Genomic DNA, 21,926 nt, shown 5'->3' with positions numbered 1-21,926 from the left:
ATCCATCGAGCTTGTCGAGATGGCGTATCGAGAACTGGCCGCGGCTCTCTCAACACGGGCCCTCGACAAGCTCAATCCCTGCTCGAGACAAACGGCGACGGGTAAACATCGGAGAGGGGCTGGCTAAACCACAAAGCAGTTGCTCAGCATTACCCGGATCGGGTAACGCGGAAGCATGACGACGCTAGCCGGTGCCAAGATCCGACGTTTTCGCGAAGAACGCGCGCTCACCCGTGCGGGGTTCGGGGCGTGGTACGACACGCCCGGCAGCACCGTCCAAGGCTGGGAAGAAGACGGCAAGCGCGCCAATGCGAAGGTGGTGAACCAGATTGCAGCCAACGGCATCGCGCATCACGCCGACTGGTTCATCCCGGCTCCCTCTCTGGAGAATGCCATGGCAGCGAACTGGGCCCCCGACAGCTGGAAGCGGGCCGAGGCCCGCCAGCTCCCCGACTATCCGGACGCGGATGCACTCGATGCCGCCACCGCGCAGCTGGCGAGCTTTCCGCCGCTGGTGTTCGCGGGCGAGGCGCGCAACCTCACGGCGGAGCTTGCCGAGGTCGCGGCGGGTCGCGCCTTCCTGCTCCAGGGCGGCGACTGCGCGGAGAGCTTTGCAGAGCACAGCGCCAACAACATCCGCGACACCTTCCGCGTGCTGCTGCAGATGGCGGTGGTACTGACCTTTGCGTCCAAGCTGCCGACCGTGAAGCTCGGCCGCATGGCCGGCCAGTTCGCCAAGCCGCGTTCGGCGCCGATGGAGGCGCAGGACGGGGTGGAGCTGCCGAGCTACCGCGGCGACATCATCAACGACATCGCCTTCACGCCGGACTCCCGCGTTCCCGATCCGCAGCGGATGATCCGCGGCTATTCGCAATCGGCAGCGACGCTGAACCTGCTGCGTGCGTTCGCAACTGGCGGCTATGCGAACCTGCACCAGGTTCACCGCTGGACGCACGACTTCATGGGGCGCGGCCCACTCGCGCAGAAATACGCCGACATCGCCGATCGCATCAGCGAGGCACTCGATTTCATGTCCGCCTGCGGCATCGACGCGGACAGCGTGCCGCAGCTGAAGGCAACCAGCTTCTACACCAGCCACGAGGCGCTGCTGCTTCCCTACGAGCAGGCGCTGACCCGGCAGGATTCGCTGACCGGCGACTGGTACGACACCTCCGCCCACTTCCTGTGGATCGGCGACCGCACCCGGTTCGAGGGATCGGCGCACGTCGAGTACCTGCGCGGCATCCGCAACCCGATCGGCATGAAGTGCGGGCCGAGCCTGGAGCCGGACGCGCTGCTGCGGCTGCTCGACGTGCTCAATCCGGGACGCGTGCCCGGCCGGATGACGCTCATCACCCGCTACGGCCACGACAAGATCGAGAAGCACCTGCCGACGCTGGTCCGCGCCGTTCAGCGGGAGGGGCATCCGGTGGTGTGGAGCTGCGACCCGATGCACGGCAACGTCATCAAGGCGGCCAACGGCTACAAGACGCGTCCGTTCGAACGGATCCTGGCCGAGGTCCGCGGCTTCTTTGCCGTGCATCGCGCGGAGGGCAGCTTCGCGGGCGGCATCCATGCCGAGATGACCGGGCAGAACGTCACCGAATGCACCGGCGGCGCGGTGGCGGTGACCGAGCAGGCGCTCGCCGATCGTTACCACACCTACTGCGATCCGCGGCTGAACGCCGGGCAGAGCCTGGAGCTGGCATTCCTGCTGGCCGAGATGCTGAACGCGGAGATGGCGGAACGGCGGCGCGCGGCGGCGTAAGCGCGCGGAGGCCCCCCGGAGGGGGGCTCCGTCGGTTCGCTACGGATTGTTAGGGTTCTCGAAGTAGGAGCGGGAAGTGGCAATCAGCTGATCCGGCACATGGGGGTGCATAGATGGAAGGCTGCTCGCCGGCAGGGGGCGCCAACCGTGTGGATGTTGCTTTTCGTTGCGCTTCTGCTCGCGATCCCAACCTACGGCTTGTCGTTTCTCCCGGTCATCGGCGCGCTCGCGTTGCGAGCATGGACGGACAGAGCGGTCCCGGAGCGGCAGCCTGCACCGACGCCGCGTGCGGCTGAAGGAAGCCCCCAGCGCTCGGTAGCCAAACCGGTTGCCGCGCTTCCCTCCTGGGCGAAAGATGCCTCCGGCGTCGAGCGCTTCAAATCGGACCTGCTGGTCGCGCTCCCCAGCAGGGGCGTGCCCGGTCCCTTCGTCGCCGAGATCTTCTCGGCCGAGGAGACGGCGCGTCTTTGCCTCGCCTCCGCAAGAACGGCGGAAGAGAACGGGAGGGACTTCTACCGGCAGTGTTTTGCGGCCGCCGACTTCATCGTGCGGCGGTGGAATGGTCTCCATCCGGCCGAGCAGAGGAGGTTCACGGACCGGTACTGCTGAGCGCCCCTCCGGAGCTACTTCCGCCCGAACAGCTTCTCCACGTCGAGCATGGACAGTTTCACCCACGTCGGCCGTCCATGGTTGCACTGGCCGGAATGCGGCGTGACCTCCATCTCGCGGAGCAGCGCGTTCATTTCCGCGACCGACAGCACCCGCCCCGCCCGCACCGATCCGTGGCAGGCCATAGTGGCGGCGACATGGTCGATCCGTTCCTTCAGGCTGAACGCCGTGTCGTGCGCCGCCAGTTCATCGGCGAGGTCGGTGACCAGCCCGGCGATGTCGCTCTTGCCCAGCATCGCCGGAGTTGCGCGCACCAGCATGGCGCGCGGACCGAAACGCTCCAGTTCCAGCCCGAATTCGGCGAGCTCGGCGCTGCGCTCCTCCAACCGATCGCACGCGGGCTCGTCGAGTTCGACCACTTCGGGCAGCAGCAGCGCCTGCGCCGCGACGCCGCCCTCCGCCAAGGCGCGGCGCATCCGTTCCAGGACCAGCCGCTCGTGCGCGGCGTGCTGGTCGACCAGAACCAATCCATCCTCCGCCTCGGCGACGATATAGGTCTGGGCCACCTGCCCCCGGGCGACCCCCAGCGGATGGGACACGGTCGCGGGCACGGGCGCCTCCGCCACTTCCGCCCGCGCCTGCGGCGCCGGCGGCGTGAAGAAGCCGGTACGCGGCTCGTGGAAGCTCGGCACGGGAACGTAGGAGGCGCTCCCCTGCCCTGCCGCCGCAGCGGCTGCGAACAGCGCTCCCTCGGGCATCGCCGGTGCAAGCGGCTCCTGCTGCCAGGCCGCCAGCGCATCCGCCTGCGGGCGCTGCACGCTCCTGTGGCCCGCCGCATCGAGCGAACGGCGCAGCCCGCCCACGATCAGCCCGCGCGCCAGCGCCGGGTCGCGGAAGCGCACCTCGGTCTTGGCCGGGTGGACGTTGACGTCGATCTGGTCGGGCGGCACGTCCAGGAACAGCGCCACCACCGCATGGCGGTCGCGCGCCAGCATCTCGCCATAGGCGCCGCGCACCGCGCCGGCGAGCAGCCGGTCCTTCACCGGCCGGCCGTTCACGAACAGATATTGATGATCGGCGATGCCGCGGTTGAAGGTCGGGAGCCCCGCGACGCCGCCGAGCCGCATCCCTTCGCGCACATAGTCGATGGCGACGCTGTTGTCGGCCAGGGCGCGATCGACGAGCCCGGCCACGCGCTCCGGCTGCGTCTCGCCGCCTTGCACCGACAGCGCGCGGCGCCCGTCGTGCTCGAGCGAGAAGGCAATGTCCGGCCGCGCCATTGCCAGCCGGCGCACCGCATCCAGGCACGCCGCGAATTCCGAGCGCGGGGTGCGCAGGAACTTGCGACGCGCGGGAACGCGGGCAAACAGCCCTTCGACCCGGATCCGCGTACCCGGCGGCACCGCGGCGGGGCCTTCCGCCTCGACCCGGCCGTTGTCGACGGTGCGCATCCAGCCCACGCTTCCGCGCGGGCGGCTTTCCATCGTCAGCCGCGCTACGCTTGCGATCGAGGGCAGCGCCTCGCCGCGGAAGCCCAGCGTCTCCACCGCCTCGATCCGCTCGTCGGGAAGCTTGGAGGTCGCATGCCGCTCCAGCGCCAGCGCCATGTCGGACGGAGTCATGCCGCAGCCGTCGTCGGTCACTTCGATCAGGTCGATGCCCCCGCCCGCGATCCGGACCGCGATCCGCGTAGCGCCGGCATCGATGGCGTTTTCGACCAGTTCTTTCAGCGCGCTGGCGGGGCGTTCCACCACTTCGCCTGCGGCAATGCGATTGACGAGGTGCTCGGGTAAGCGTCGTATTGACATGGGTGCCGCTCTAGCCCAAGCGGCGCCATCCCGCGACCCGCATCCGCCACGTAAAATCGGCCGGAGAGATCCAGTCGGCCGGGTCCGGAACAGGTGCGAACAGCCGCGACGGGGGCGACGCGGCGATAGACGGAACAACTGATGGCGCTCTTCTCCCGCTTCTTCAAATTCATGTCGCACGACATGGCGATCGATCTCGGCACCGCGAACACGGTGGTCTATCTGCGCGGCCGCGGGGTCGTGCTGAACGAGCCGTCGGTGGTCGCCGTGGAGACACTCAACGGCGTCAAGAAGGTGAAGGCGGTCGGTGACGACGCCAAGCTGATGATGGGCAAGACGCCGGGTTCGATCGAGGCGATTCGCCCGCTTCGCGACGGTGTGATCGCGGACATCGATGTCGCCGAGCAGATGATCAAGCACTTCATCGAGAAGGTGCATGGCAAGCGGCACTTCATCCGCTGGCCCCAGATCGTGATCTGCGTGCCGTCGGGCTCGACCTCGGTCGAGCGCCGCGCGATCCGCGACGCCGCCTCCAATGCCGGTGCCAGCCAGGTGTTCCTGATCGAGGAGCCGATGGCCGCCGCGATCGGCGCCGACATGCCGGTGACCGAGCCGATCGGCTCGATGGTCGTCGACATCGGCGGCGGCACCACCGAAGTCGCGGTGCTCTCGCTGCGCGGCCTCGCCTATTCCACCTCGGTGCGCGTCGGCGGCGACAAGATGGACGAGGCGATCGTCAGCTACGTCCGCCGCAACCACAACCTGCTGATCGGCGAAGCCACGGCCGAGCGCATCAAGCAGGAAGTCGGCACGGCCAAGCCGCCGGTCGACGGCATCGGCAAGGTGATCCACATCAAGGGCCGCGACCTCGTCAATGGTGTGCCCAAGGAGATCCAGATCAACCAGGGCCAGATCGCCGAGGCGCTCGCCGAGCCGGTCAACACGATCGTCGAGGGCGTCCGGATCGCGCTGGAGAACACCGCGCCGGAACTGGCTGCCGACATCGTCGACCAGGGCATCGTGCTCACCGGCGGCGGCGCACTGCTGCACGGGCTGGACGAGGTTCTGCGTGACGAGACCGGGCTGCCGGTGTCGGTCGCGGAGGATCCGCTGACCTGCGTGGCACTGGGTACCGGCCGCGCGCTCGAGGACGAGGTCTACCGGGGCGTTCTGCTCGCCGTCTGATGGGGGGTTGCCGGCGATGGCGCCGCAACGCGACCGGCGCCCGGGCTTTTCACGCCGGGCGCAGTATGGATTGTTCCTGGGCTATGTCGCGGCGGCGGCAGGGGCGCTGATCGCGGCTGCCCTGCTTCTGCTGTCGACGTTCCATCCGGCGGGGTTCGCTGCCGCGCGCGGCGTCGTACGCGAGGGAACGGCCCCCGTGTCCCTTGGACTGCGCCACGTTCGCGACTTCCTCGCGAGCGGCCCGGCGGCCGTCGCCGAGCACTTCCAGACGGCAAGCGATAATCGACGGCTGCTCGCGCAACGGAAGCAGGACGAGGCCTTGGTTCAGCGCGCCCGCCTGCTGGTGCGGGAGAATGCGCGACTGCGGCGGCTGCTCGAGGTGCGGGAACTGCCGGTCGAAGCCGTGGCCACGGCCCGGCTCGTCAGTTCGAGCGCATCGAGCACGCGGCGCTATGCCGTGCTCGCGGCCGGCTACCATCAAGGCGTGCGTTCCGGCCAGCCGGTCCGCGGGCCGGAGGGATTGCTGGGCCGCGTCGTCGAGACGAGCGCCAACACGGCGCGCGTGGTCCTGCTGACCGATCCGGACAGCGTCATTCCCGTTCGCCGTACGCGCGACGGGCTGCCCGCGATCGCCAGCGGCCGGGGCGACGGATTCGTGGATGTACGATCGGCGAACGTCGCCAACGCACCGTTCCTGGCAGGCGACATCTTCGTGACGTCGGGCATCGGCGGCATCTATCCGCCCGGGATCCCGGTTGCCCGCGTACTCCAGAATGCACGCGATACCGCGACCTCGCGCGTTTTCGCACAGCCCGATCGTTCGGATTTCGCGCTGGTCCTGCGAACCTTCCTGCCGCCGCTGCCGCCACCCGCCGCCTTCCCGGCGCCGGCAGCGTCGCCGGTGCCGGCCCCCGCCCCCGACGCGGTTCCATGAGCACGCCCGTCCCGATCGAGCTTGCGGTGCCCGAGCCGCCCTATCGCTACTGGCGTCCGGCAGTGGCGATGGTGCTGATCGGATCGCTGATCACCATCCTGCCGGTGATCGCGACCATTCCGTTCCTGCCGCCGTTCGGGCTGCTCGCGCTTCTCGCATGGCGGCTGTTCCGGTCGAACGCCCTGCCCGCCTGGGCGGCCGCGCCGCTCGGCCTGTTCGACGATCTCGTGAGCGGCCAGCCGCTCGGCAGCGCGATGCTGCTCTGGTCGCTGTGCCTCATCGCGCTCGACATCCTCGACACCCGCCTCGTCCAGCGCGACTTCTGGCAGGATTGGCTGATCGCCACCGCGGCGATCGCGCTCTGCCTGGCGCTCGGCAGGGTTTTCGCAGGCATGCTTCCCGCCCACGTGGACGGCCCCTTGCTCGTGCAGACCGCAGTTTCGGGGCTGCTCTTCCCGGCCATGACCCGGCTCTGCGCCTGGCAGTATCGCCGGAGCGCCGGCAGGTGAGCCGCCCTTCGCGGGTGGTCACCGAGGCAACCCAGGCCTTCACCTTTTCCCGCCGCGCCTTTGCGCTCGGGGCGATGCAGGGCGGGATGGGCCTGCTGCTTGCCGGGCGGATGGCGTGGCTCGCGGTCGCCGAGAACGAGCACTACGAGTTGATGGCCGAGAGCAACCGCGTCAACATGACGCTGGTGCCCCCGCGCCGTGGCTGGATCGTCGATCGCCACGGCGCGCCGATCGCCAACAACCGCACCGACTTCCGCGTCGACATCATTCCGGACCGGCTCGAGGATCCTACGCGGGTCCTGGGGGTGCTGCGGGATCTGCTCGCATTGCCGGCCGAGGACATGGAGCGGATCGAAACCGATCTGAAGCGCAGCCGCGGGCTCCAGCCGGTTCAGGTCGCCGAGAACCTGCCGTGGGAGCGCTATGCCGCACTCAGCGTCCGCCTGCCCGACCTTCCGGGGGTCGTTCCGGCGCGCGGCTTCTCCCGCAACTACCCGATGGGAGCGGCGGTGGCGCACCTCACGGGCTATGTCGGCGCTGCCTCGGCCGAACAGTATCAGGAGACAAAGGACCGCCTGCTCATCACACCGGGTTTCAAGCTCGGCAAGGATGGTCTTGAAAAGACGCTGGAAGTTCGACTTCGCGGCGTGCCTGGAGAGAAGCGGGTGGAGGTCACCGCGCGCGGCGAGCCGGTGCGTGAGCTCGCCACCCGCCCCGACCGCCCCGGCGAGACCGTCCGCCTGACGATCGACGCCGGGCTGCAGGAATATGCTGCGCGCCGCCTGGGCACCAACTCCGGCGCGGCGGTCGTCATCGACTGCCTGTTCGGCGACATCCTCGCGATGGTGTCGATGCCCGCTTACGACCCCAACAGCTTTTCCGACGGCATCGGCCGGCTCGAATGGAAGATGCTGTCGGAGAACGATCACATCCCCCTGATGAACAAGGTGCTCCAGGGGCTGTATCCCCCTGGCTCTACGGTCAAGCCGATGAACGCGCTGGCCCTGCTGCAGGCGGGCGTGCACCCGCAGGAGACGGTGCATTGCTCGGGCGCGATGCGCGTCGGCACCGGCGTCTTCCACTGCCACAAGCGCGGCGGCCATGGAGCCACCAACATGCGCCGCGCGGTAGCGCAGAGCTGCGACATCTACTTCTACGAAATGGCGCGCCGTTTCGGCTACGACATGTTCGCGCCCGTCGCCCGTTCCCTCGGGCTCGGCCAGACGTTCGACCTGCCTTTCCCTTCTCAGCGCTACGGCACCGTTCCCGACTCCAAGTGGAAGCTGAAGAAGTACGGCAAGCCCTGGACCGTGGCCGATTCGCTCAACGCCTCGATCGGCCAGGGCGACGTGCTCGCCAATCCGCTTCAACTGGCGGTGATGGCGGCCAGGCTCGCCTCCGGCCGCGCGCTTCAGCCGCGGCTGCTGCTGAACGGCCCCGCTCCGACCGCACCGCTGCTCTCGGCGACGCCCGAGCAGATGGCGATCGTGCGGGATTCGATGTTTGCCGTGGTCAACGACGGCGGTACCGGCGGCGCGGCGCGGATGCAGGTGCCGGGCGTCACCATCGCGGGCAAGACTGGCAGCGCCCAGGTCCGCCGCATCACCATGGCGGAACGGCGGACGGGCGTGCTCAAGAACGGCCAGCTGCCGTTCAAGCTGCGCGACCACGCCCTGTTCATCTGCTTCTCCTCGGCCGACAACCCGCGCTACGCCGCCGGGATCGTGCTTGAGCACAATGCCCACCTGATCCGAAACCTCGACACCCCCATCATCGCCCGCGACATCTTCACCTATCTCTACGACAAGGAGCGCGCGATGAAGACGCTGGCGGAATTCGAGCCGACTTGGGGCGGCGACATCGCCACCCGCATGCGGGCGGAAGCCGCCGCCTTCCAGGCGGCGAACGCCGCCGCGCAGGTGGCCCCGGCCCCCGCGACGGTGGACACGCCGGAAGCCGTCGGCAACGCCGTCGACGCGGCGATCGCGAACCAGGCCGTTCCCGAGGGCGACGTCGCCCAATCCAATGCCAGCCGTAGTCCGGAGTGAAGCGGCCCGAATGAAGCGCATCAAGAACTCCGGGACCGGCCTTGGCCTCGTTCCCTCAGCGCTCTCGCAGTTGCCGTGGCGGATGCTCGTGCTGGTGTTGGCAATCGGCGGGTTCGGGCTCGTCGTGCTGTTCTCCGCCGCTGGAGGCAGCATCAATCCCTGGGCGCTCCGCCAAGGCATCCGCTTCCTGGTGTTCGTCGCCGCGGCGGTGGTGATCTCGCGCATCCGCCTCTCTGTGTGGCAGCAGGGCGCGCTTCCCGCCTATGCAGTAATCGTCGTCCTGCTCCTGCTTGTGGAGCTGCTGGGCGCGGTGCGCGGCGGCAGCCAGCGATGGCTCGACGTCGGCATCATCCGCCTCCAGCCCTCCGAACTGATGAAGCCCGCCATCGTCCTGGCTCTTGCGCGCTTCTACGACCTCCTTCCCCCATCCGAGATCCGGCGGTTTGGTGCGATCTGGCCCGCGCTCGCCCTGATCGGCGTGCCTGCCGCGCTGGTGATGCTGCAGCCCGATCTCGGAACCGCGCTGATGATCACCGCAGGCGGCCTGACCGTGATGTTCCTGGCAGGCTTGCCGCTGCGGCTGTTCATCGGCGGCGCGCTCGCGTTCGTCGTGATCGTCCCGGTGGCGTTCAACTTCCTCCTGCACGACTATCAGCGCAAGCGGGTGCTGATCTTCCTGGATCCCGAGAGCGACCCCTTGGGTGCCGGCTATCACATCAGCCAGTCAAAGATCGCGATCGGCTCCGGCGGGATCTTCGGCAAGGGATTCCTCCAGGGCACCCAGAGCCACCTCGACTATCTTCCGGAAGGCCACACGGATTTCGTCTTCGCGACCATGGCCGAGGAATGGGGCCTGATCGGCGGCGTGCTGCTGATCCTGGCCTTCCTGCTCGTGATCCGCTGGGGGGTGAACGTGGGCGTGCGCTCGAACTCCCGCTTCGCCCGCCTCGCGGCGGCGGGGCTTGCCACCACCATCTTCTTCTATGTGGCGATCAACCTCATGATGGTGATGGGCTTGGCGCCGGTGGTGGGCATCCCCTTGCCGCTCGTCAGCTATGGCGGATCGGCCCAGATGACGGTGCTGCTGTCGCTCGGCATTCTGATGTCGATCGACCGGGGCAACCGGGATCAGCAGTGCTGGTGAAAAAACTTCGCTGCACTGCATTTTTGGGGTTGGCAGCCTTGGGGGACGTTGCTAGTTGGCCGCCTCCAACGCGGCGGGCCTAGCCCACCGCCCTCGCCAAAGGCGACGGACGCATAGCTCAGTTGGTAGAGCAGCTGACTCTTAATCAGCGGGTCCTTGGTTCGAGCCCAAGTGCGTCCACCACCTTCCTCCTCAGAAAAGTACGACATTCTGACGGCAGGATAGGTGTGCGTGTGGAAGGTCGGAAACGCATCCCGCCTACCTCTTCCCGTTCCTGCCCTCCGAGATCCCGCGGAGGATCTGGCCCCCGCGCCTTGCGTATGGCCGGCAGCAATGATCCTCCACGGGCCAAACTGACCGCCTCGGCTGCTCCCCACGCCGCGTGGTCCAGAAGCCGCGACAGGAACGGTCTCGCGCTCGCACGTCCCCGCCCGAAGCGGCTTGCATCGGACATACTGCCGAAAGACAGTTGGTAATCGACGCAATCGCCGGTAACAGCAGCGGTTCGGACACGGACCTCCATGCCGGATCGCATGGGCGGAGCGTGCCGTCGGGAGCTGGGCGCGGCAACACCGCAGAACGGCGGACCGACGTGTTCATTGGGAGGCGTTGATGAGCGACGACACGGGGCTGGACGAGGTTCTGGATACGCAGGAGCGGCGCCGCGCCGAGCGACGTGATTTCCTGCGCTATGCGGGCGGCTTCACCGTCGCGGCGGCAGGTGCGGCGCTGGTCAGCGCCTGCGGCGGCGACGATGATGACGACGGCGGATCCCCGAGCCCCACACCGACCCCGACGCCTACCCCCACAACCTCGGCAACGAGTGGGATCAGCGATGCCGACATCCTGAACTTCCTGCTCCAGATCGAATATCTCCAGGCGCAGTTCTATGCCCTGGCGACCACGGGCACCGGGATCGACAGCGACCTTCTCACCGGCACGGGCACGAAGGGCAGCGTGTCCGGCGGTGCCAAGGTCACCTTCAGCGACGACGTCGTCGGGCAGATGGCGCGGGAAATCGCGCAGGACCAGCTCGCCCACGTCGAATTCATGCGTAATGCGCTCGGCAGCACTGCGGTCGCGCAGCCTGCGATCGACCTCAGCGTCAGCGCAACCAGCGCCTTCTCTGCGATCTTCCGCGCAGCCGGCATCATCGGCACCGGTGAGAGCTTCAATCCTTATTCCAGCGACGAGAACTTCCTCCTGGCAGCCTTCCTGTTCGAGGATCTGGGGGTCAGCGCCTATCGGGGTGCCGCAACCCTCATCAAGAGCAGCACGCTGCTGCAGGTGGTGAGCGGCATCATGTCGGTCGAGGCGTACCACGCCGCCATGATCCGCACGACGCTCTATACCAAGGGAGCGGCCAACCCGCAGCTGATCACGCGTGCCGACGCCCTTTCCAACGCACGGGACGGTTATGACGGCAGCAGTGACCTGGACCAGGGAATCGGCAACCGCGGTGAGGCGAGCAACATCGTGCCGACCAACGACGACGGCCTCGTGCTCGGTCGTTCGTTCAAGCAGACGCTGAACGTCCTCTTCTTGAGCGCGGCGGCGGCGGACAAGGGCGGCTTCTTCCCCAACGGGGTGAATGGCGCCGTCAAGACCAGCGACGCGAACTGACGCACCGACAGGCAGGAAGCTTACCATGGATCAGCAGGAACCCCTTCAGCAGGTGCTCGAAGCCAGCGACAAGCGTCGCGCGGAGCGCCGCGAATTCTTCCGCTATGCAGGCGGCTTCGGCATCGCCGCGGCCGGTGCCGCGGTGCTGTCGGCATGCGGCGGCAACGACGACGACGACGCGGGTACGGTGACCACCGCGGCCACCCCCACACCCACGCCAACGGGATCGGCAACCGCCACCCCGACGCCGACACCGACCGCGACCGAATCGGACGTGCTCAACTTCGCGCTGAACCTCGAATATCTCGAGGCGCAGTTCTATGCCTTCGCCGCAACCGGTGCGGGCCTTTCGTCGAACCTTCTCTCGGGCTCCGGTACTGCCGGCGCCGCGACCGGGGGGCGCCAGGTCAACTTCACCGATCCGCTGGTGGCCCGCTACGCACGGGAGATCGCGGCGGACGAGCAGGCACATGTCGCCTTTCTTCGCCGGACGATCGGCAATTCGGCGGTCGCGCAGCCTGCAATCGATCTCGGTACGTCGGCCACCAGCGCCTTTGCGAGCGCCGCGGTTGCCGCGGGGCTGATCCAGAAGGGGCAGACGTTCGATCCGTACGCGAACGACGAGAACTTCCTGCTCGCGGCATTCCTGTTCGAGGACGTGGGCGTCACCGCCTACCGTGGCGCGATCCAGTATCTAAGGACCACCAGCTACATCGACGCGACCGCCGGCATCCAGGCGTCGGAGGCCTATCATGCCGGCCTCGTGCGTACGGTCCTCTATCGCAAGGGTGTCAACATGGCATCGCTGCTCGATGCCACCGACAAGATCTCGAACGCGCGCGACGCGCTCGATGGCGGCGGCAGCGACATCGACCAGGGCGTACGACTGGTGAACAATGCGTCCAACATCGTGCCTTCCGATGGAACGGGCATCGCGTTCGCGCGTACCCCGACGCAGGTTCTCAACATCGTCTATCTGGGCAACAAGGTCGCGACCAGCGGCGGCTTTTTCCCGAAGGGCGTGAACGGCCTGCTCAAAGCGAGCGCAGCGGTCTGAGACCCGCGATACAAATCGAATACCGAGGAACAATGGCAGAATGAATCCACCTCCGGCGAGTTCGTCACCGCTCGCCGGGGGTGCCGGCACACCCCGCGCACCCAGCCTTCCCGGCGCCAATCGCAGCATCAGCGTGCCTGCAGGCGCCGGCCGCTTCTGGCGCAAACTCGGGGCCTTCGCCGGTCCCGGCTACCTCGTTGCCGTCGGCTATATGGATCCGGGCAATTGGGCGACCGACCTCGCGGGGGGTTCGGCGTTCGGCTATACGCTGCTGTCGGTCATCCTGATCTCCAACATGATGGCGATGGTGCTGCAGGCGCTGTCCGCAAAGCTCGGCATCGTGACCGAGCTCGATCTCGCCCAAGCATGTCGCGAGCAGTATTCGCCGCCGGTGCGCTGGATGCTGTGGGTGCTCTGCGAACTGGCGATCATCGCCTGCGATCTTGCGGAAGTGATCGGTACCGCGATCGCGCTACAGCTGCTGTTCGGCATTCCGCTTGCGCTTGGCGTGTGTCTGACGGCGGTCGACGTCATGCTGATCCTGCTTCTCCAGCAATATGGCTTTCGCAAGCTCGAAGCGTTCATCGTGGCGTTGCTGCTCATCATCGCGGGCTGCTTTGCGGTTGAGCTCTTCCTGGCACAGCCGAGCCTTGCCGGCATCGCCGCAGGGCTGATCCCCAGGCCAGAGATCGTCACCAACCCGGCCATGCTCTACGTCGCGATCGGCATCCTGGGTGCCACGGTGATGCCCCACAACCTCTACCTGCACTCCTCGATCGTGCAGACCCGGCGCTTCGATCGCTCGCTGGAGGGGCGCAAGGAGGCGGTGAAGCTCGCCACCATCGACAGTTCCGTAGCGCTCATGCTGGCGCTGTTCATCAACGGCTCGATCCTGGTGCTCGCCGCCGCGACCTTCCACACGGCGGGGCGGACCGACATCGCCGAGATCCAGGACGCCTATGCCCTGCTCACGCCGATGCTGGGAGCGAGCATCGCGAGCATCCTGTTCGGTATCGCCCTGCTGGCGTCGGGCCAGAATTCGACGCTCACGGGGACGCTTGCCGGCCAGATCGTGATGGAGGGGTTTCTGGACCTCCGGATGCCGGTGTGGATGCGCCGCATGATCACCCGGTTGATCGCGATCGTGCCGGCAGCGGTCGTTGCGACTTGGTACGGCGCGAGCGGCACGGCGCAACTGCTGCTGGCAAGCCAGGTCGTGCTCAGCCTCCAGCTTCCTTTCGCGGTCTATCCGCTCGTGCAGATCACGAGCGATCGGCGGCGGATGGGCGGCTTCGTCAACGGGCCGATGATGAAGGTTGCCGCCTGGACGATCTGTGCGGCGGTGATCGTGCTGAACTGCGTGTTGCTGGGGCAGGTCGCGGGGCTGTTGTAGCGCCCCCTGCCGCGATCAGAAGCTCGCGGAAAGCTTGTCGAGCATGGACCGCGCGGGGCTCGCCGCGATCGCCCCCTGCGCCGCATCCAGCCGCTCCACCCGGCGATAGAGGTCGATGCTGGCGTCGATCAGCACGCGGGCCGTGCCCGGAAGCAGCGCAAGCACCTCTTCGGCCGTGTCGGGAGAAATTCCCAGCGAACGCCTGCCGGCGGCAACGGGTCGGCCCTCCAACTCCCCGGTCTGACGTGCCCTCTGGGTCAGAAGCCACGAGATGACATGCATCAGCCGGGTCGTCAGCTTCAGCGATTCGCAGGAGAAGGCGACCCGCGCAATCGGGTCCAACCGCCCGCGCTCACGCTTGCCTGCCAGGTCGAAATAGGCACGCGCCTCGTCGGCGAGGAGCATCGCCTCGACATGCAGGGGCCCGATCAGCCGGTGATGCAGCGAAGGAGGCGGAGCGAAGCGATCCATGGACCATGGAAATGCCACAGCCGGATGCGCCGCGATATGATCAAGAACACAGGCGCGGTCCCGATCTGGAACGCGCCTCCTACGCGATGATGTCCGGTATCAGTTGGTCTTCGAGGGCGGCGATCTCGTCGCGCAGGCGCAGCTTGCGCCGCTTCAGGCGGGCGATCTGCAACTGATTGGGCCTGGCGTGTGCCACAAGCGCGGCAATCGCATCGTCCAGATCGCGATGCTCCACGCGCAGATGCTCCAGCTGGGTTGTGATCTCGGGATCGTGCATCCGGTAACCATTGCCTGTGTCGATGAACGGTGCAACGCTCCGTCTGCACTTTCGGCACGGCGCATCGAAAGCGCCCGACAGGTGCGGAGACAAGCGATGAGTCGCGTGTTCTAATGATCCTCCCCCACCTCAAACAGCAGAGGATTGCATCCATGCAGACTGGCCATCTTGCCGCTCTCGAGGCGAAGCACGCACTGCTCGACAGCCAGATCCTGGCCGAGTCGCGGCGCCCCTCCCCGGACCAGGAGGCACTCGCCACGCTCAAGAAGCGCAAGCTGCAGATCAAGCAGGAGATGACTGCGCAGTGACGCCTTCGGGCGCGGGTCGATCGGTCCGCGCCCCACCGTCCGCCAGAGCCCGGCGTGCCGGAGGGCAAGCGCACCTCCAGCCGTGGGCGCCTCCCCGCCGCGGTGCAGGATCAGAGCGGACGCTTGAGCGGCTTTGCCTCGGGCGTACGGACAGCCACTGGCTTGCGCGCCGCCTTGGGATCGATCTCCTCCACGAAGGCGATGCCGACGCGCCCTTCGGTGGACCAGGCCACGACTCCCCGCACGAGGCCGACGCCTCGCAGGTCGATTTCGACTTCGGCGCCCACGGGCAGCACCGGCCCGTGCTCCGCCATCAGGCCACCTGCCGAAAGATTCCTGATGCGCACCGGCACCGGATCGCCGCGCCCTACTCGCCGCAGCGTGGCGGTGAGCAGGAGGCTGTCGCGATCCTGGGCTCGCTTGTGGCGGCCCTCGGGGGAATTGTCCTCGCTGATCCTATCTACTCCGAACGCATGCTTCGGCAGACCTCAACCAGCAACTCCTTACCCAAAAGTTAATCCTGGGCCGGCGGGAGCCTATTCCTCCCGGGAGATCTTCTCCTGCCGTTCGTGCCGCTCCTGCGCTTCGACAGTCATCGTCGCGATCGGCCGCGCTTCGAGGCGGCCCAGCGAGATCGGCTCGCCGGTGACCTCGCAATAGCCATATTCGCCATCTTCGATGCGACGGAGCGCCGCATCGATCTTTGCGATCAGCTTGCGCTGGCGGTCGCGGGTACGCAGTTCGATGGACCAATCGGTCTCGCTCGATGCGCGGTCGGTCAGATCCGCCTCGCGAAGAGAGTCCACCTGCAACTGGGAAAGCGTGCCCTGTGCCTCGCGGTGGATCGCTTCCTTCCACGCGAGCAGCTTTTGCCGAAAATACGCCTGCTGCCGCAGGTTCATGAACGGCTCGTCCGGAGTTGGACGATAGCCGTCGGCGACCTGATCATTGGCCGCAGCGGGCGGTGTGTCAGATTGCCCGGTCAAATCGAAAACACTTGCCATCCCCACTCTCCACCCCGGTCTCCCGCCCGAACGTACTGGCGGGGGAACCGCCTGTGCCTGGCGCGCCTATACTGACAAGCACAAGCCATCACAAGCGCACAAGATCGCAGGAACACTCGCTTTTATCCCGATCAACTTCGGGGAATTTCTGCGACCTGTCGCGCGAGGACTTCAAACGTCGCAGCAATGTTCCCCAGCGGGACCAAGCCAGGTTCGTGCCATAACGACACAGGCGACCTCGCGGGTCGCAGAAGGACGTGATCTGCCGGCGCGATATGGTTATAGAAGCGTTAATGGTCTGACGCGTTGCTGAGCGTGCCGGACCCGGTGCGTGCGAGCGTGGTGCGGCCGTCATCCGACGGCTGCGACTCCTGCCAAAGATGAAGAGTGGCACTATGTCGGTTCGTATGGCCTTGGCGAAACTCTGTGCATGCGCCTGTGGTGGTGCGTTGGTCGGAGGCGGCGCCGTGCACGTGGCCGAGAACCCGACCAGCTACGGCATCACCAAGCGGATCGTCCCGAAGAAGCGAGTCGCCCGCCAGGAAACGCCGCGCCCGACCAAGCGGCTGCTCCGCAATCCGGTGGTGACGGCCGCCGCCTGTCCGCCGCCCGTGGTGACGGTCGCCGGAGCGCCAGAACCCTCGTCTCCGCCGCCGGTGTATGTGGGTTCGAGCGGCGAGGCGCCGGTTGCGTCGAGCGGCGGTAGCAGCGAGCCGGTCGTCGTCGGCGGCACCGGAGGCGGTGGCTTCTACGGCGGTGGTTTCTTCGGCGGCGGTGGCTTCGTGGGCGGCACCGGCGGCTCGAGCGGCATCGTCATCTCCTCGACCACGAGTTCCAGTTCGAGCGGGGGCTCGACGTCGACTGGAGGATCCTCGACTTCGACCGGAGGATCCTCCACTTCGACCGGCGGCTCCTCCACTTCAACGGGTGGCTCCTCCACCTCGACGTCGACCGGGGGATCCTCGACGTCGACGGGCGGTTCCTCGACGTCGACGTCCACCGGCGGATCGTCGACCTCAACAAGCAGCGGCGGGTCATCGACCTCCACCTCGTCCTCGACATCGAGTTCCTCCTCGACGTCCAGCTCGACCTCGACCAGTTCCGGCAGCTCGCATGGCCATCCGCCGGGCCCTCCAGGCCCTCCAGGGCCACCCGCCCCGGTGCCCGCGCCGCCGATGCTGCTGCTGTTCGGCGGTGCCGCCGCGGCGCTGATTGCCCGCCGCCGCCTCGCCCGCAAGCCCCAATCGGAGCCCTCCGCATAGTGTCGGAGGTCTCCGCATAGAAAAGGCCGCGCGATCGCCTCGCGCGGCCCTTCCCTCCTTCGGCGCTCGGTCGCGTCAGGCGTCGAGCAGAAGGCGCTCGATCTGATCCACCGGATGGCCGGTCAGGTCCTTGTCCAGTTCGCCGACCAGCCGGCTGCTAACTTCCTTGTGGTAGTGCTTGCGAAGTTCGCCCAGCGTCTTGGGCGGCGCGACAATGATCAGCTTGTCGAACTCGTTGCTGAGCGCGCGCTTGCGCAGCATCTCTGCGGTCTCTGCCGCAAATCGGTCCTCCTCCAGCTGGTGGAAGTCGGTTTCCTCGAACGTCCCGCGGGAAGGTGCAAACTGCGCACCGCCCCCCTGCGCGTGCATCGAGCCGTTCCGCGCAACCGCGGGTGCCCCAGGGCCCGACTGGGTCGACGAGGCGGCTCCGGCTGCGTCGCGCTTCTGGTCGCCGTCCTTGGGGTTGGGGTGGATTTCCTTCGCCTCGACCTGCAGGTTCGGCTGCACCGCGTCACCCTCATTGCGCAGGAACAGCATCTTGCGGCCGTCGGCGACGAGCACGAAGGCGTCGTGGGGAATCTGCATGGTAGGGTCTCCTCTCGTTCCAGTTGCCAGCCCAACGCACCGCTCGCGGCACAGGTTTCCCGCCTTGTCTTGCGGCTTGCACCGCGCGGACGGCGCCGCCATAGCCGCGGCCATGCACGACATCCGCTTGATCCGCGACGATCCCGCAGCTTTTGACGCAGTGCTCGCTCGCCGGGGCCTGCCCGGCACCGCGGCCGAACTGGTCGCCCTCGGCGAGCGCCACCGCGCGCTGGTGACCGAACTGCAGCAGGGCCAGGCACGCCGCAACGAGGCGTCGAAGGCGATCGGTGCTGCCAAGGCGAAGCGCGACGAGGAAACCGCTGCGGCGCTGATGGCGGAGGTGGCGGTCCTCAAGGAGCGGCTGCCCGCCCTGGAGGCGGAGGAGCGCACCCTGGGGGAGGAACTCGCAGGCCGCCTTGCGGCGATCCCCAACCTGCCCCTCGCGGATGTGCCCGAAGGCGCGGGTGAGGAAGACAACGTCCTGGTGCACGAGCGCGGCGAGCGGCCGAACTTCGACTTCGCCGTCCGGGAGCACGACGCGATCGGCCCCGCGATCGGCCTCGACTTCGAAACGGGCGCTGCGCTGTCCGGCGCGCGCTTCACGTTGGTTCGGGGGGGCGCCGCACGGCTGCACCGCGCGCTCGGCCAGTTCATGCTCGACACGCTCTCCGACGCGCACGGCTTCGAGCAGGTGGTGCCGCCCCTGCTGGTCCGCGACGAGGCGGTGTTCGGAACCGGGCAGCTCCCCAAGTTCGCCGAGGACCTGTTCCGCACCACCGACGGCCGCTGGCTGATCCCCACTGCCGAGGTGAGCCTCACCAACATCGTTGCCGGCAAGATCCTGAGCGAAACGGAACTCCCGTTGCGCTTTACCGCGCTTACCGCCTGCTTCCGCTCCGAAGCGGGTGCGGCGGGTCGCGACACGCGCGGCTTCATCCGCCAGCACCAGTTCGAAAAGGCGGAGATGGTCTCGATCACCACGCCCGAGCAGTCGGAAGCGGAGCATGAGCGCATGACGGCGGCGGCCGAGGACATCCTCACGCGTCTCGGCCTGCCCTTCCGTCGCATGAAGCTGTGCACCGGCGACATGGGCTTCTCGGCGGCCCGCACCTACGATCTGGAGGTGTGGCTGCCCGGCCAGGATCGCTATCGCGAAATCTCGAGCTGCTCCACCTGCGCCGATTTCCAGGCACGCCGGATGAACGCACGCTTCCGGCCGGAGGGTGAAAAGGCGACGCGCTTCGTCCACACGCTCAACGGCTCGGGCCTGGCCGTCGGCCGTACGCTCGTGGCAGTGTTGGAAAATTATCAGCGTGGCGACGGCAGCGTCGGCGTACCGGACGTGCTGCAGCCCTATCTGGGCGGACTGGAGACGCTCGCGCCGACGCGCTGAAGACCGGTTTGCGGGGCAGGCAAGGGATGGAGGGGGAACGCATGATCGGCCGACGCGCTTGCTGCCGCGCCCTGCCCCTGCTGGCACTGGGGCTGCTGGGTGCCTGCATTCCCGGCGGCCGCCCGCAACAGATCCCGTCCACAACGGTTGCAGGGCCGCCGGACGATCGGCCAGACCGCGCGCCGACGCAGGCGGAAGGGGTGACTGCACCGCCGACCGCGCCGCCCGCGTGGGAGGTCAACCGCGTCGTGGCGGACGCCCGAACGGTTGCGCAGGACGTGCACACCGTAGCCCGTGGGGAGACGCTGCGCGCCATCGCGAACAAGACGGGCGCGGGATCGGAAGCGATCGCGCGCGCCAACGGTCTCGCCCCGCCCTTCACCATCTATCCAGGGCAGAAGCTCGCCATTCCGGGCGGCCGCTACCATCTGGTGCGCGAGGGGCAGACCGGCATCGCCATCGCCCGCGCCTATGGCGTGCCCTGGTCGAAGATCGTTGCCGCTAATGGCCTGGAGGACCCCTATATCCTCCGCACCGGACAGCGGATCCTGATCCCGGGCGCGGCGGCAACGGCCGGCATGAGCGTCGCCGAACGGGCCGCCGCCTTCCGCCTCGACATCGACGACATCCTGACCGGCGGCGAGCCGGCGATCGAGCCGGAGGACAAGCCCGCCCGAGCCACCGCTTCGCCCGCCCGCGTGCTGCCCCCCAGTGCTGCGGTGGCTCCGCCCGCGCGCCTCGCCGGTCAGTTCCAGTGGCCGGCCAGCGGCACCGTCGTGAAACGCTTCGGCGCGGGTGAAAGCGGCGAGCGGAACGACGGCATCAAGATTGCGGTGCCGCTCGGCACGCCCGTCCTGGCGGCGGCGGACGGCGTCGTCGCCTATGCCGGCAGCGGCGTGCCGGGTCTTGGGGGCGTGGTCATCCTCCGGCACGGCGACCGCTACACCAGCGTCTATGGCCATGCGAAAGAGTTGCTCGTCCAGCGGGGCCAGTCGGTCAAGCGCGGCCAGCAGATCGCGGTTTCGGGGGAGACCGGCTATGCCGCCCGGCCGCAACTCCACTTCGAGATCCGCCAGGGGCGCGCGCCCGTCGATCCGCTTTCCAAGCTGCCCGCACGGTGAACCGGCGCGAACTCTCGCACCGCACGCTGCGGCGAGCCTCCCAGACTCCGATCTGGGCACAGATCGCCTGGCGGGTATTGGCAGTGCTCGCGCTCCTCGGGCTCGCGATCAGCGTCCATTGGTTCGACCGCGCCGGGCTGCGCGACAATTATGATGGGGTCGTCAGTTTCGTCGACGTCATCTATTTCACGATGATCTCGATCACGACGACGGGCTATGGAGACATCGCGCCGGTGTCCGAGCGCGCGCGGCTGTTCGACGCGCTGATCGTCACGCCGATCCGCGTGTTCGTGGTGCTGCTGTTCATCGGCACCACTTATCAATTCGTGCTTCGACGCACCTGGGACCGATGGCTGATGGGACGCATCCAAAGAAATCTCGAAGGCCATGTGATCGTCGCGGGCTTCGGAAAGACGGGATCCGAGGCGGTCGCGGAACTGATCGCACGCGGCGAGCAGCCCGAGCGGATCGTGGTCGTCGATTGCGATCCGGCGAACATCGCCGCGGCAGAAGCGGTGGGATGCACGGTGCTGCAGGGCGACGCCACCCGCGACACGGTGCTGCAGGACGTGCGCGTTGGCAGCGCTAAGACGATGATCGCGGCAGCCGGGCGGGACGATACCTCCATCCTGGTTACGCTCACCGCGCGCCATCTCGCCCCCAGTCTGCCGATCAGCATCATCGTCAAGGCTGAGGACAACGAACTGCCTGCCCGGGCGGCGGGTGCCACCACGGTGATCAATCCGGTGAGCTTCGCCGGATTGCTGCTGGCCGGGTCCTGCCGCGGACCGCACATGGCGGACTATATCAACGATCTCGCCTCCATCGGCGGGCCCGTGGCCTTGTCGGAGCGGCCCGTCCGGCCGGAGGAGGTGGGAAATCCGCTTTCGGCGATCACGACGGGACTCGGTGTGCGCGTCTACCGCGGCGACCGCTTTTTCAGCTTCGCCGAAGCCGAAGCGGCATCGCTCCAGGCCGGAGACCTGATCGTCGAGATCGTCCCGAACCGGAAAATGGCCTCCGGGCCGACGCTCCCCTGATGTCGGAGGTCGCGACCCGGCTGCTGCCGATCCTGCTGCTGGTCTGCTCGAACCTGTTCATGACCTTTGCCTGGTACGGGCATCTGAAGGTCCGCAGCGCGCCGATGCTGCTGATCATCCTGGGCAGCTGGGGCATCGCCTTCTTCGAATATTGCTTGGCCGTGCCCGCCAACCGGATCGGCGCGCAGGTCTATTCGGCTGCCCAGCTCAAGGCGATGCAGGAGGTGATCACGCTGGCGATCTTCTGCGCCTTTTCCGTGCTCTACCTGGGGCAGAAGATCACGGTGAACCACCTGATCGGCTTCGGGCTGATCGCGCTCGGCGCCTGGTTCGTGTTCCGCGCGCCTGCCGCTTGAGGGTCGGCTGAGCGGCGCCAACGCATTCCTG

General features: G+C 67.6%; 23 protein-coding genes and 1 tRNA gene. 16 read left to right on the top strand and 8 right to left on the bottom strand.

What is annotated here, in order from left to right:
- Nucleotides 1–394 precede the first annotated feature (394 nt).
- Nucleotides 395–1,768 carry a class II 3-deoxy-7-phosphoheptulonate synthase gene (locus tag EO081_RS13485; RefSeq protein WP_183947953.1) on the top strand — a complete coding sequence of 458 codons (1,374 nt, stop codon included), beginning with the start codon at nucleotides 395–397 and terminating at the stop codon, nucleotides 1,766–1,768.
- Between the two features lie 153 nt (nucleotides 1,769–1,921).
- Nucleotides 1,922–2,377 (top strand): hypothetical protein, encoded by a 456-nt coding sequence (locus EO081_RS13480; protein WP_129342390.1) that lies wholly within the window; start codon nucleotides 1,922–1,924, stop codon nucleotides 2,375–2,377.
- Nucleotides 2,378–2,391: 14 nt separating this feature from the next.
- Here the strand turns inward: EO081_RS13480 and mutL are convergent, their stop codons facing one another.
- A complete protein-coding gene (gene mutL / locus EO081_RS13475; protein WP_129342389.1) occupies nucleotides 2,392–4,185 on the bottom strand; it encodes a DNA mismatch repair endonuclease MutL in 1,794 nt (597 codons plus the stop codon).
- A gap of 141 nt (nucleotides 4,186–4,326) precedes the next feature.
- On the opposite strand from mutL, the gene EO081_RS13470 reads away from it, so the two are divergent.
- From EO081_RS13470 to EO081_RS13430, 9 genes are all read left to right on the top strand, one after another.
- Nucleotides 4,327–5,370: a rod shape-determining protein gene (locus EO081_RS13470; protein ID WP_129342388.1), complete on the top strand. Its 1,044-nt coding sequence runs from the start codon at nucleotides 4,327–4,329 to the stop codon at nucleotides 5,368–5,370.
- 16 nt (nucleotides 5,371–5,386) lie between these two features.
- Entirely contained in the window at nucleotides 5,387–6,304 is a 918-nt protein-coding gene (locus EO081_RS13465; protein WP_129342387.1) for a rod shape-determining protein MreC, read from the top strand.
- Complete coding sequence (gene mreD, locus EO081_RS13460) at nucleotides 6,301–6,813, top strand: rod shape-determining protein MreD (protein ID WP_129342386.1); 513 nt, start codon at nucleotides 6,301–6,303, stop codon at nucleotides 6,811–6,813. Before EO081_RS13465 ends, mreD begins: the two co-directional genes overlap by 4 nt.
- Nucleotides 6,810–8,861 carry a penicillin-binding protein 2 gene (gene mrdA, locus EO081_RS13455; RefSeq protein WP_129342385.1) on the top strand — a complete coding sequence of 684 codons (2,052 nt, stop codon included), beginning with the start codon at nucleotides 6,810–6,812 and terminating at the stop codon, nucleotides 8,859–8,861. The genes mreD and mrdA overlap by 4 nt, the downstream gene beginning before the upstream one ends.
- A 10-nt stretch (nucleotides 8,862–8,871) precedes the next feature.
- Nucleotides 8,872–10,005, top strand: a complete 1,134-nt coding sequence (gene rodA, locus EO081_RS13450) for a rod shape-determining protein RodA (protein WP_129342384.1) — start codon at nucleotides 8,872–8,874, stop codon at nucleotides 10,003–10,005.
- Nucleotides 10,006–10,112: 107 nt separating this feature from the next.
- A tRNA-Lys gene (locus tag EO081_RS13445) sits at nucleotides 10,113–10,188 on the top strand.
- Nucleotides 10,189–10,617: 429 nt separating this feature from the next.
- Nucleotides 10,618–11,628 carry a ferritin-like domain-containing protein gene (locus EO081_RS13440; RefSeq protein WP_129342383.1) on the top strand — a complete coding sequence of 337 codons (1,011 nt, stop codon included), beginning with the start codon at nucleotides 10,618–10,620 and terminating at the stop codon, nucleotides 11,626–11,628.
- Nucleotides 11,629–11,653: 25 nt separating this feature from the next.
- Entirely contained in the window at nucleotides 11,654–12,685 is a 1,032-nt protein-coding gene (locus tag EO081_RS13435) for a ferritin-like domain-containing protein (protein WP_129342382.1), read from the top strand.
- A gap of 40 nt (nucleotides 12,686–12,725) precedes the next feature.
- Nucleotides 12,726–14,078 (top strand): Nramp family divalent metal transporter, encoded by a 1,353-nt coding sequence (locus EO081_RS13430; protein WP_129342381.1) that lies wholly within the window; start codon nucleotides 12,726–12,728, stop codon nucleotides 14,076–14,078.
- Between the two features lie 15 nt (nucleotides 14,079–14,093).
- Here EO081_RS13430 and EO081_RS13425 read toward each other — a convergent pair whose 3' ends face one another.
- Both EO081_RS13425 and EO081_RS13420 read right to left on the bottom strand, forming a co-directional pair.
- On the bottom strand, nucleotides 14,094–14,549 hold the full coding sequence (locus EO081_RS13425; RefSeq protein ID WP_129342380.1) for a DUF1465 family protein: 456 nt from the start codon (nucleotides 14,547–14,549) through the stop codon (nucleotides 14,094–14,096).
- A gap of 79 nt (nucleotides 14,550–14,628) precedes the next feature.
- On the bottom strand, nucleotides 14,629–14,826 hold the full coding sequence (locus tag EO081_RS13420; protein WP_129342379.1) for a YdcH family protein: 198 nt from the start codon (nucleotides 14,824–14,826) through the stop codon (nucleotides 14,629–14,631).
- 152 nt (nucleotides 14,827–14,978) lie between these two features.
- Here EO081_RS13420 and EO081_RS13415 point away from each other — a divergent pair, with 152 nt between their 5' ends.
- Entirely contained in the window at nucleotides 14,979–15,134 is a 156-nt protein-coding gene (locus tag EO081_RS13415) for a YdcH family protein (protein WP_129342378.1), read from the top strand.
- Nucleotides 15,135–15,244: 110 nt separating this feature from the next.
- Here EO081_RS13415 and EO081_RS13410 read toward each other — a convergent pair whose 3' ends face one another.
- From EO081_RS13410 to EO081_RS13395, 5 genes are all read right to left on the bottom strand, one after another.
- A complete protein-coding gene (locus EO081_RS13410; protein ID WP_129342377.1) occupies nucleotides 15,245–15,589 on the bottom strand; it encodes a PilZ domain-containing protein in 345 nt (114 codons plus the stop codon).
- A gap of 81 nt (nucleotides 15,590–15,670) precedes the next feature.
- Nucleotides 15,671–16,138 carry an RNA polymerase-binding protein DksA gene (dksA, locus tag EO081_RS13405; protein WP_129342568.1) on the bottom strand — a complete coding sequence of 156 codons (468 nt, stop codon included), beginning with the start codon at nucleotides 16,136–16,138 and terminating at the stop codon, nucleotides 15,671–15,673.
- Between the two features lie 493 nt (nucleotides 16,139–16,631).
- The gene (locus EO081_RS16910) at nucleotides 16,632–16,871 is read right to left on the bottom strand and encodes a hypothetical protein (RefSeq protein WP_165284639.1); all 240 of its coding nucleotides are present in this window, start codon (nucleotides 16,869–16,871) and stop codon (nucleotides 16,632–16,634) included.
- 15 nt (nucleotides 16,872–16,886) lie between these two features.
- On the bottom strand, nucleotides 16,887–17,375 hold the full coding sequence (locus EO081_RS16905; protein ID WP_165284638.1) for a hypothetical protein: 489 nt from the start codon (nucleotides 17,373–17,375) through the stop codon (nucleotides 16,887–16,889).
- A gap of 100 nt (nucleotides 17,376–17,475) precedes the next feature.
- The gene (locus EO081_RS13395) at nucleotides 17,476–17,985 is read right to left on the bottom strand and encodes a host attachment family protein (protein WP_129342375.1); all 510 of its coding nucleotides are present in this window, start codon (nucleotides 17,983–17,985) and stop codon (nucleotides 17,476–17,478) included.
- 112 nt (nucleotides 17,986–18,097) lie between these two features.
- On the opposite strand from EO081_RS13395, the gene serS reads away from it, so the two are divergent.
- From serS to EO081_RS13375, 4 genes are read left to right on the top strand one after another with little or no spacing between them, the layout of a single operon-like run.
- Nucleotides 18,098–19,378 carry a serine--tRNA ligase gene (serS, locus tag EO081_RS13390; RefSeq protein WP_129342374.1) on the top strand — a complete coding sequence of 427 codons (1,281 nt, stop codon included), beginning with the start codon at nucleotides 18,098–18,100 and terminating at the stop codon, nucleotides 19,376–19,378.
- Between the two features lie 41 nt (nucleotides 19,379–19,419).
- The gene (locus tag EO081_RS13385) at nucleotides 19,420–20,499 is read left to right on the top strand and encodes a LysM peptidoglycan-binding domain-containing M23 family metallopeptidase (protein WP_183947902.1); all 1,080 of its coding nucleotides are present in this window, start codon (nucleotides 19,420–19,422) and stop codon (nucleotides 20,497–20,499) included.
- Entirely contained in the window at nucleotides 20,496–21,539 is a 1,044-nt protein-coding gene (locus EO081_RS13380; protein ID WP_240697669.1) for a potassium channel family protein, read from the top strand. The genes EO081_RS13385 and EO081_RS13380 overlap by 4 nt, the downstream gene beginning before the upstream one ends.
- Complete coding sequence (locus EO081_RS13375) at nucleotides 21,539–21,895, top strand: DMT family protein (RefSeq protein WP_129342372.1); 357 nt, start codon at nucleotides 21,539–21,541, stop codon at nucleotides 21,893–21,895. The genes EO081_RS13380 and EO081_RS13375 overlap by 1 nt, the downstream gene beginning before the upstream one ends.
- The last annotated feature ends 31 nt before the right edge of the window (nucleotides 21,896–21,926 follow it).

Origin of the sequence: Sphingomonas desiccabilis, assembly GCF_004135605.1 — a bacterium.
Classification (GTDB): Bacteria; Pseudomonadota; Alphaproteobacteria; order Sphingomonadales; family Sphingomonadaceae; genus Sphingomonas; species Sphingomonas desiccabilis.
Note: the sequence above shows the minus strand (reverse complement) of the source record. Positions and strands in the feature narration are given on the sequence as shown.

Bases quoted from the DNA above. Each gene is read 5' to 3' on its own strand.
- EO081_RS13485 (WP_183947953.1), top strand. From the start codon at position 395: ATGGCAGCGAACTGGGCCCCCGACAGCTGGAAGCGGGCCGAGGCCCGC.
- EO081_RS13480 (WP_129342390.1), top strand. From the start codon at position 1,922: ATGTTGCTTTTCGTTGCGCTTCTGCTCGCGATCCCAACCTACGGCTTG.
- mutL (WP_129342389.1), bottom strand. From the start codon at position 4,185: ATGTCAATACGACGCTTACCCGAGCACCTCGTCAATCGCATTGCCGCA.
- EO081_RS13470 (WP_129342388.1), top strand. From the start codon at position 4,327: ATGGCGCTCTTCTCCCGCTTCTTCAAATTCATGTCGCACGACATGGCG.
- EO081_RS13465 (WP_129342387.1), top strand. From the start codon at position 5,387: ATGGCGCCGCAACGCGACCGGCGCCCGGGCTTTTCACGCCGGGCGCAG.
- mreD (WP_129342386.1), top strand. From the start codon at position 6,301: ATGAGCACGCCCGTCCCGATCGAGCTTGCGGTGCCCGAGCCGCCCTAT.
- rodA (WP_129342384.1), top strand. From the start codon at position 8,872: ATGAAGCGCATCAAGAACTCCGGGACCGGCCTTGGCCTCGTTCCCTCA.
- EO081_RS13440 (WP_129342383.1), top strand. From the start codon at position 10,618: ATGAGCGACGACACGGGGCTGGACGAGGTTCTGGATACGCAGGAGCGG.
- EO081_RS13435 (WP_129342382.1), top strand. From the start codon at position 11,654: ATGGATCAGCAGGAACCCCTTCAGCAGGTGCTCGAAGCCAGCGACAAG.
- EO081_RS13430 (WP_129342381.1), top strand. From the start codon at position 12,726: ATGAATCCACCTCCGGCGAGTTCGTCACCGCTCGCCGGGGGTGCCGGC.
- EO081_RS13425 (WP_129342380.1), bottom strand. From the start codon at position 14,549: ATGGATCGCTTCGCTCCGCCTCCTTCGCTGCATCACCGGCTGATCGGG.
- EO081_RS13420 (WP_129342379.1), bottom strand. From the start codon at position 14,826: ATGCACGATCCCGAGATCACAACCCAGCTGGAGCATCTGCGCGTGGAG.
- EO081_RS13415 (WP_129342378.1), top strand. From the start codon at position 14,979: ATGCAGACTGGCCATCTTGCCGCTCTCGAGGCGAAGCACGCACTGCTC.
- dksA (WP_129342568.1), bottom strand. From the start codon at position 16,138: ATGGCAAGTGTTTTCGATTTGACCGGGCAATCTGACACACCGCCCGCT.
- EO081_RS13395 (WP_129342375.1), bottom strand. From the start codon at position 17,985: ATGCAGATTCCCCACGACGCCTTCGTGCTCGTCGCCGACGGCCGCAAG.
- serS (WP_129342374.1), top strand. From the start codon at position 18,098: ATGCACGACATCCGCTTGATCCGCGACGATCCCGCAGCTTTTGACGCA.
- EO081_RS13385 (WP_183947902.1), top strand. From the start codon at position 19,420: ATGATCGGCCGACGCGCTTGCTGCCGCGCCCTGCCCCTGCTGGCACTG.
- EO081_RS13375 (WP_129342372.1), top strand. From the start codon at position 21,539: ATGTCGGAGGTCGCGACCCGGCTGCTGCCGATCCTGCTGCTGGTCTGC.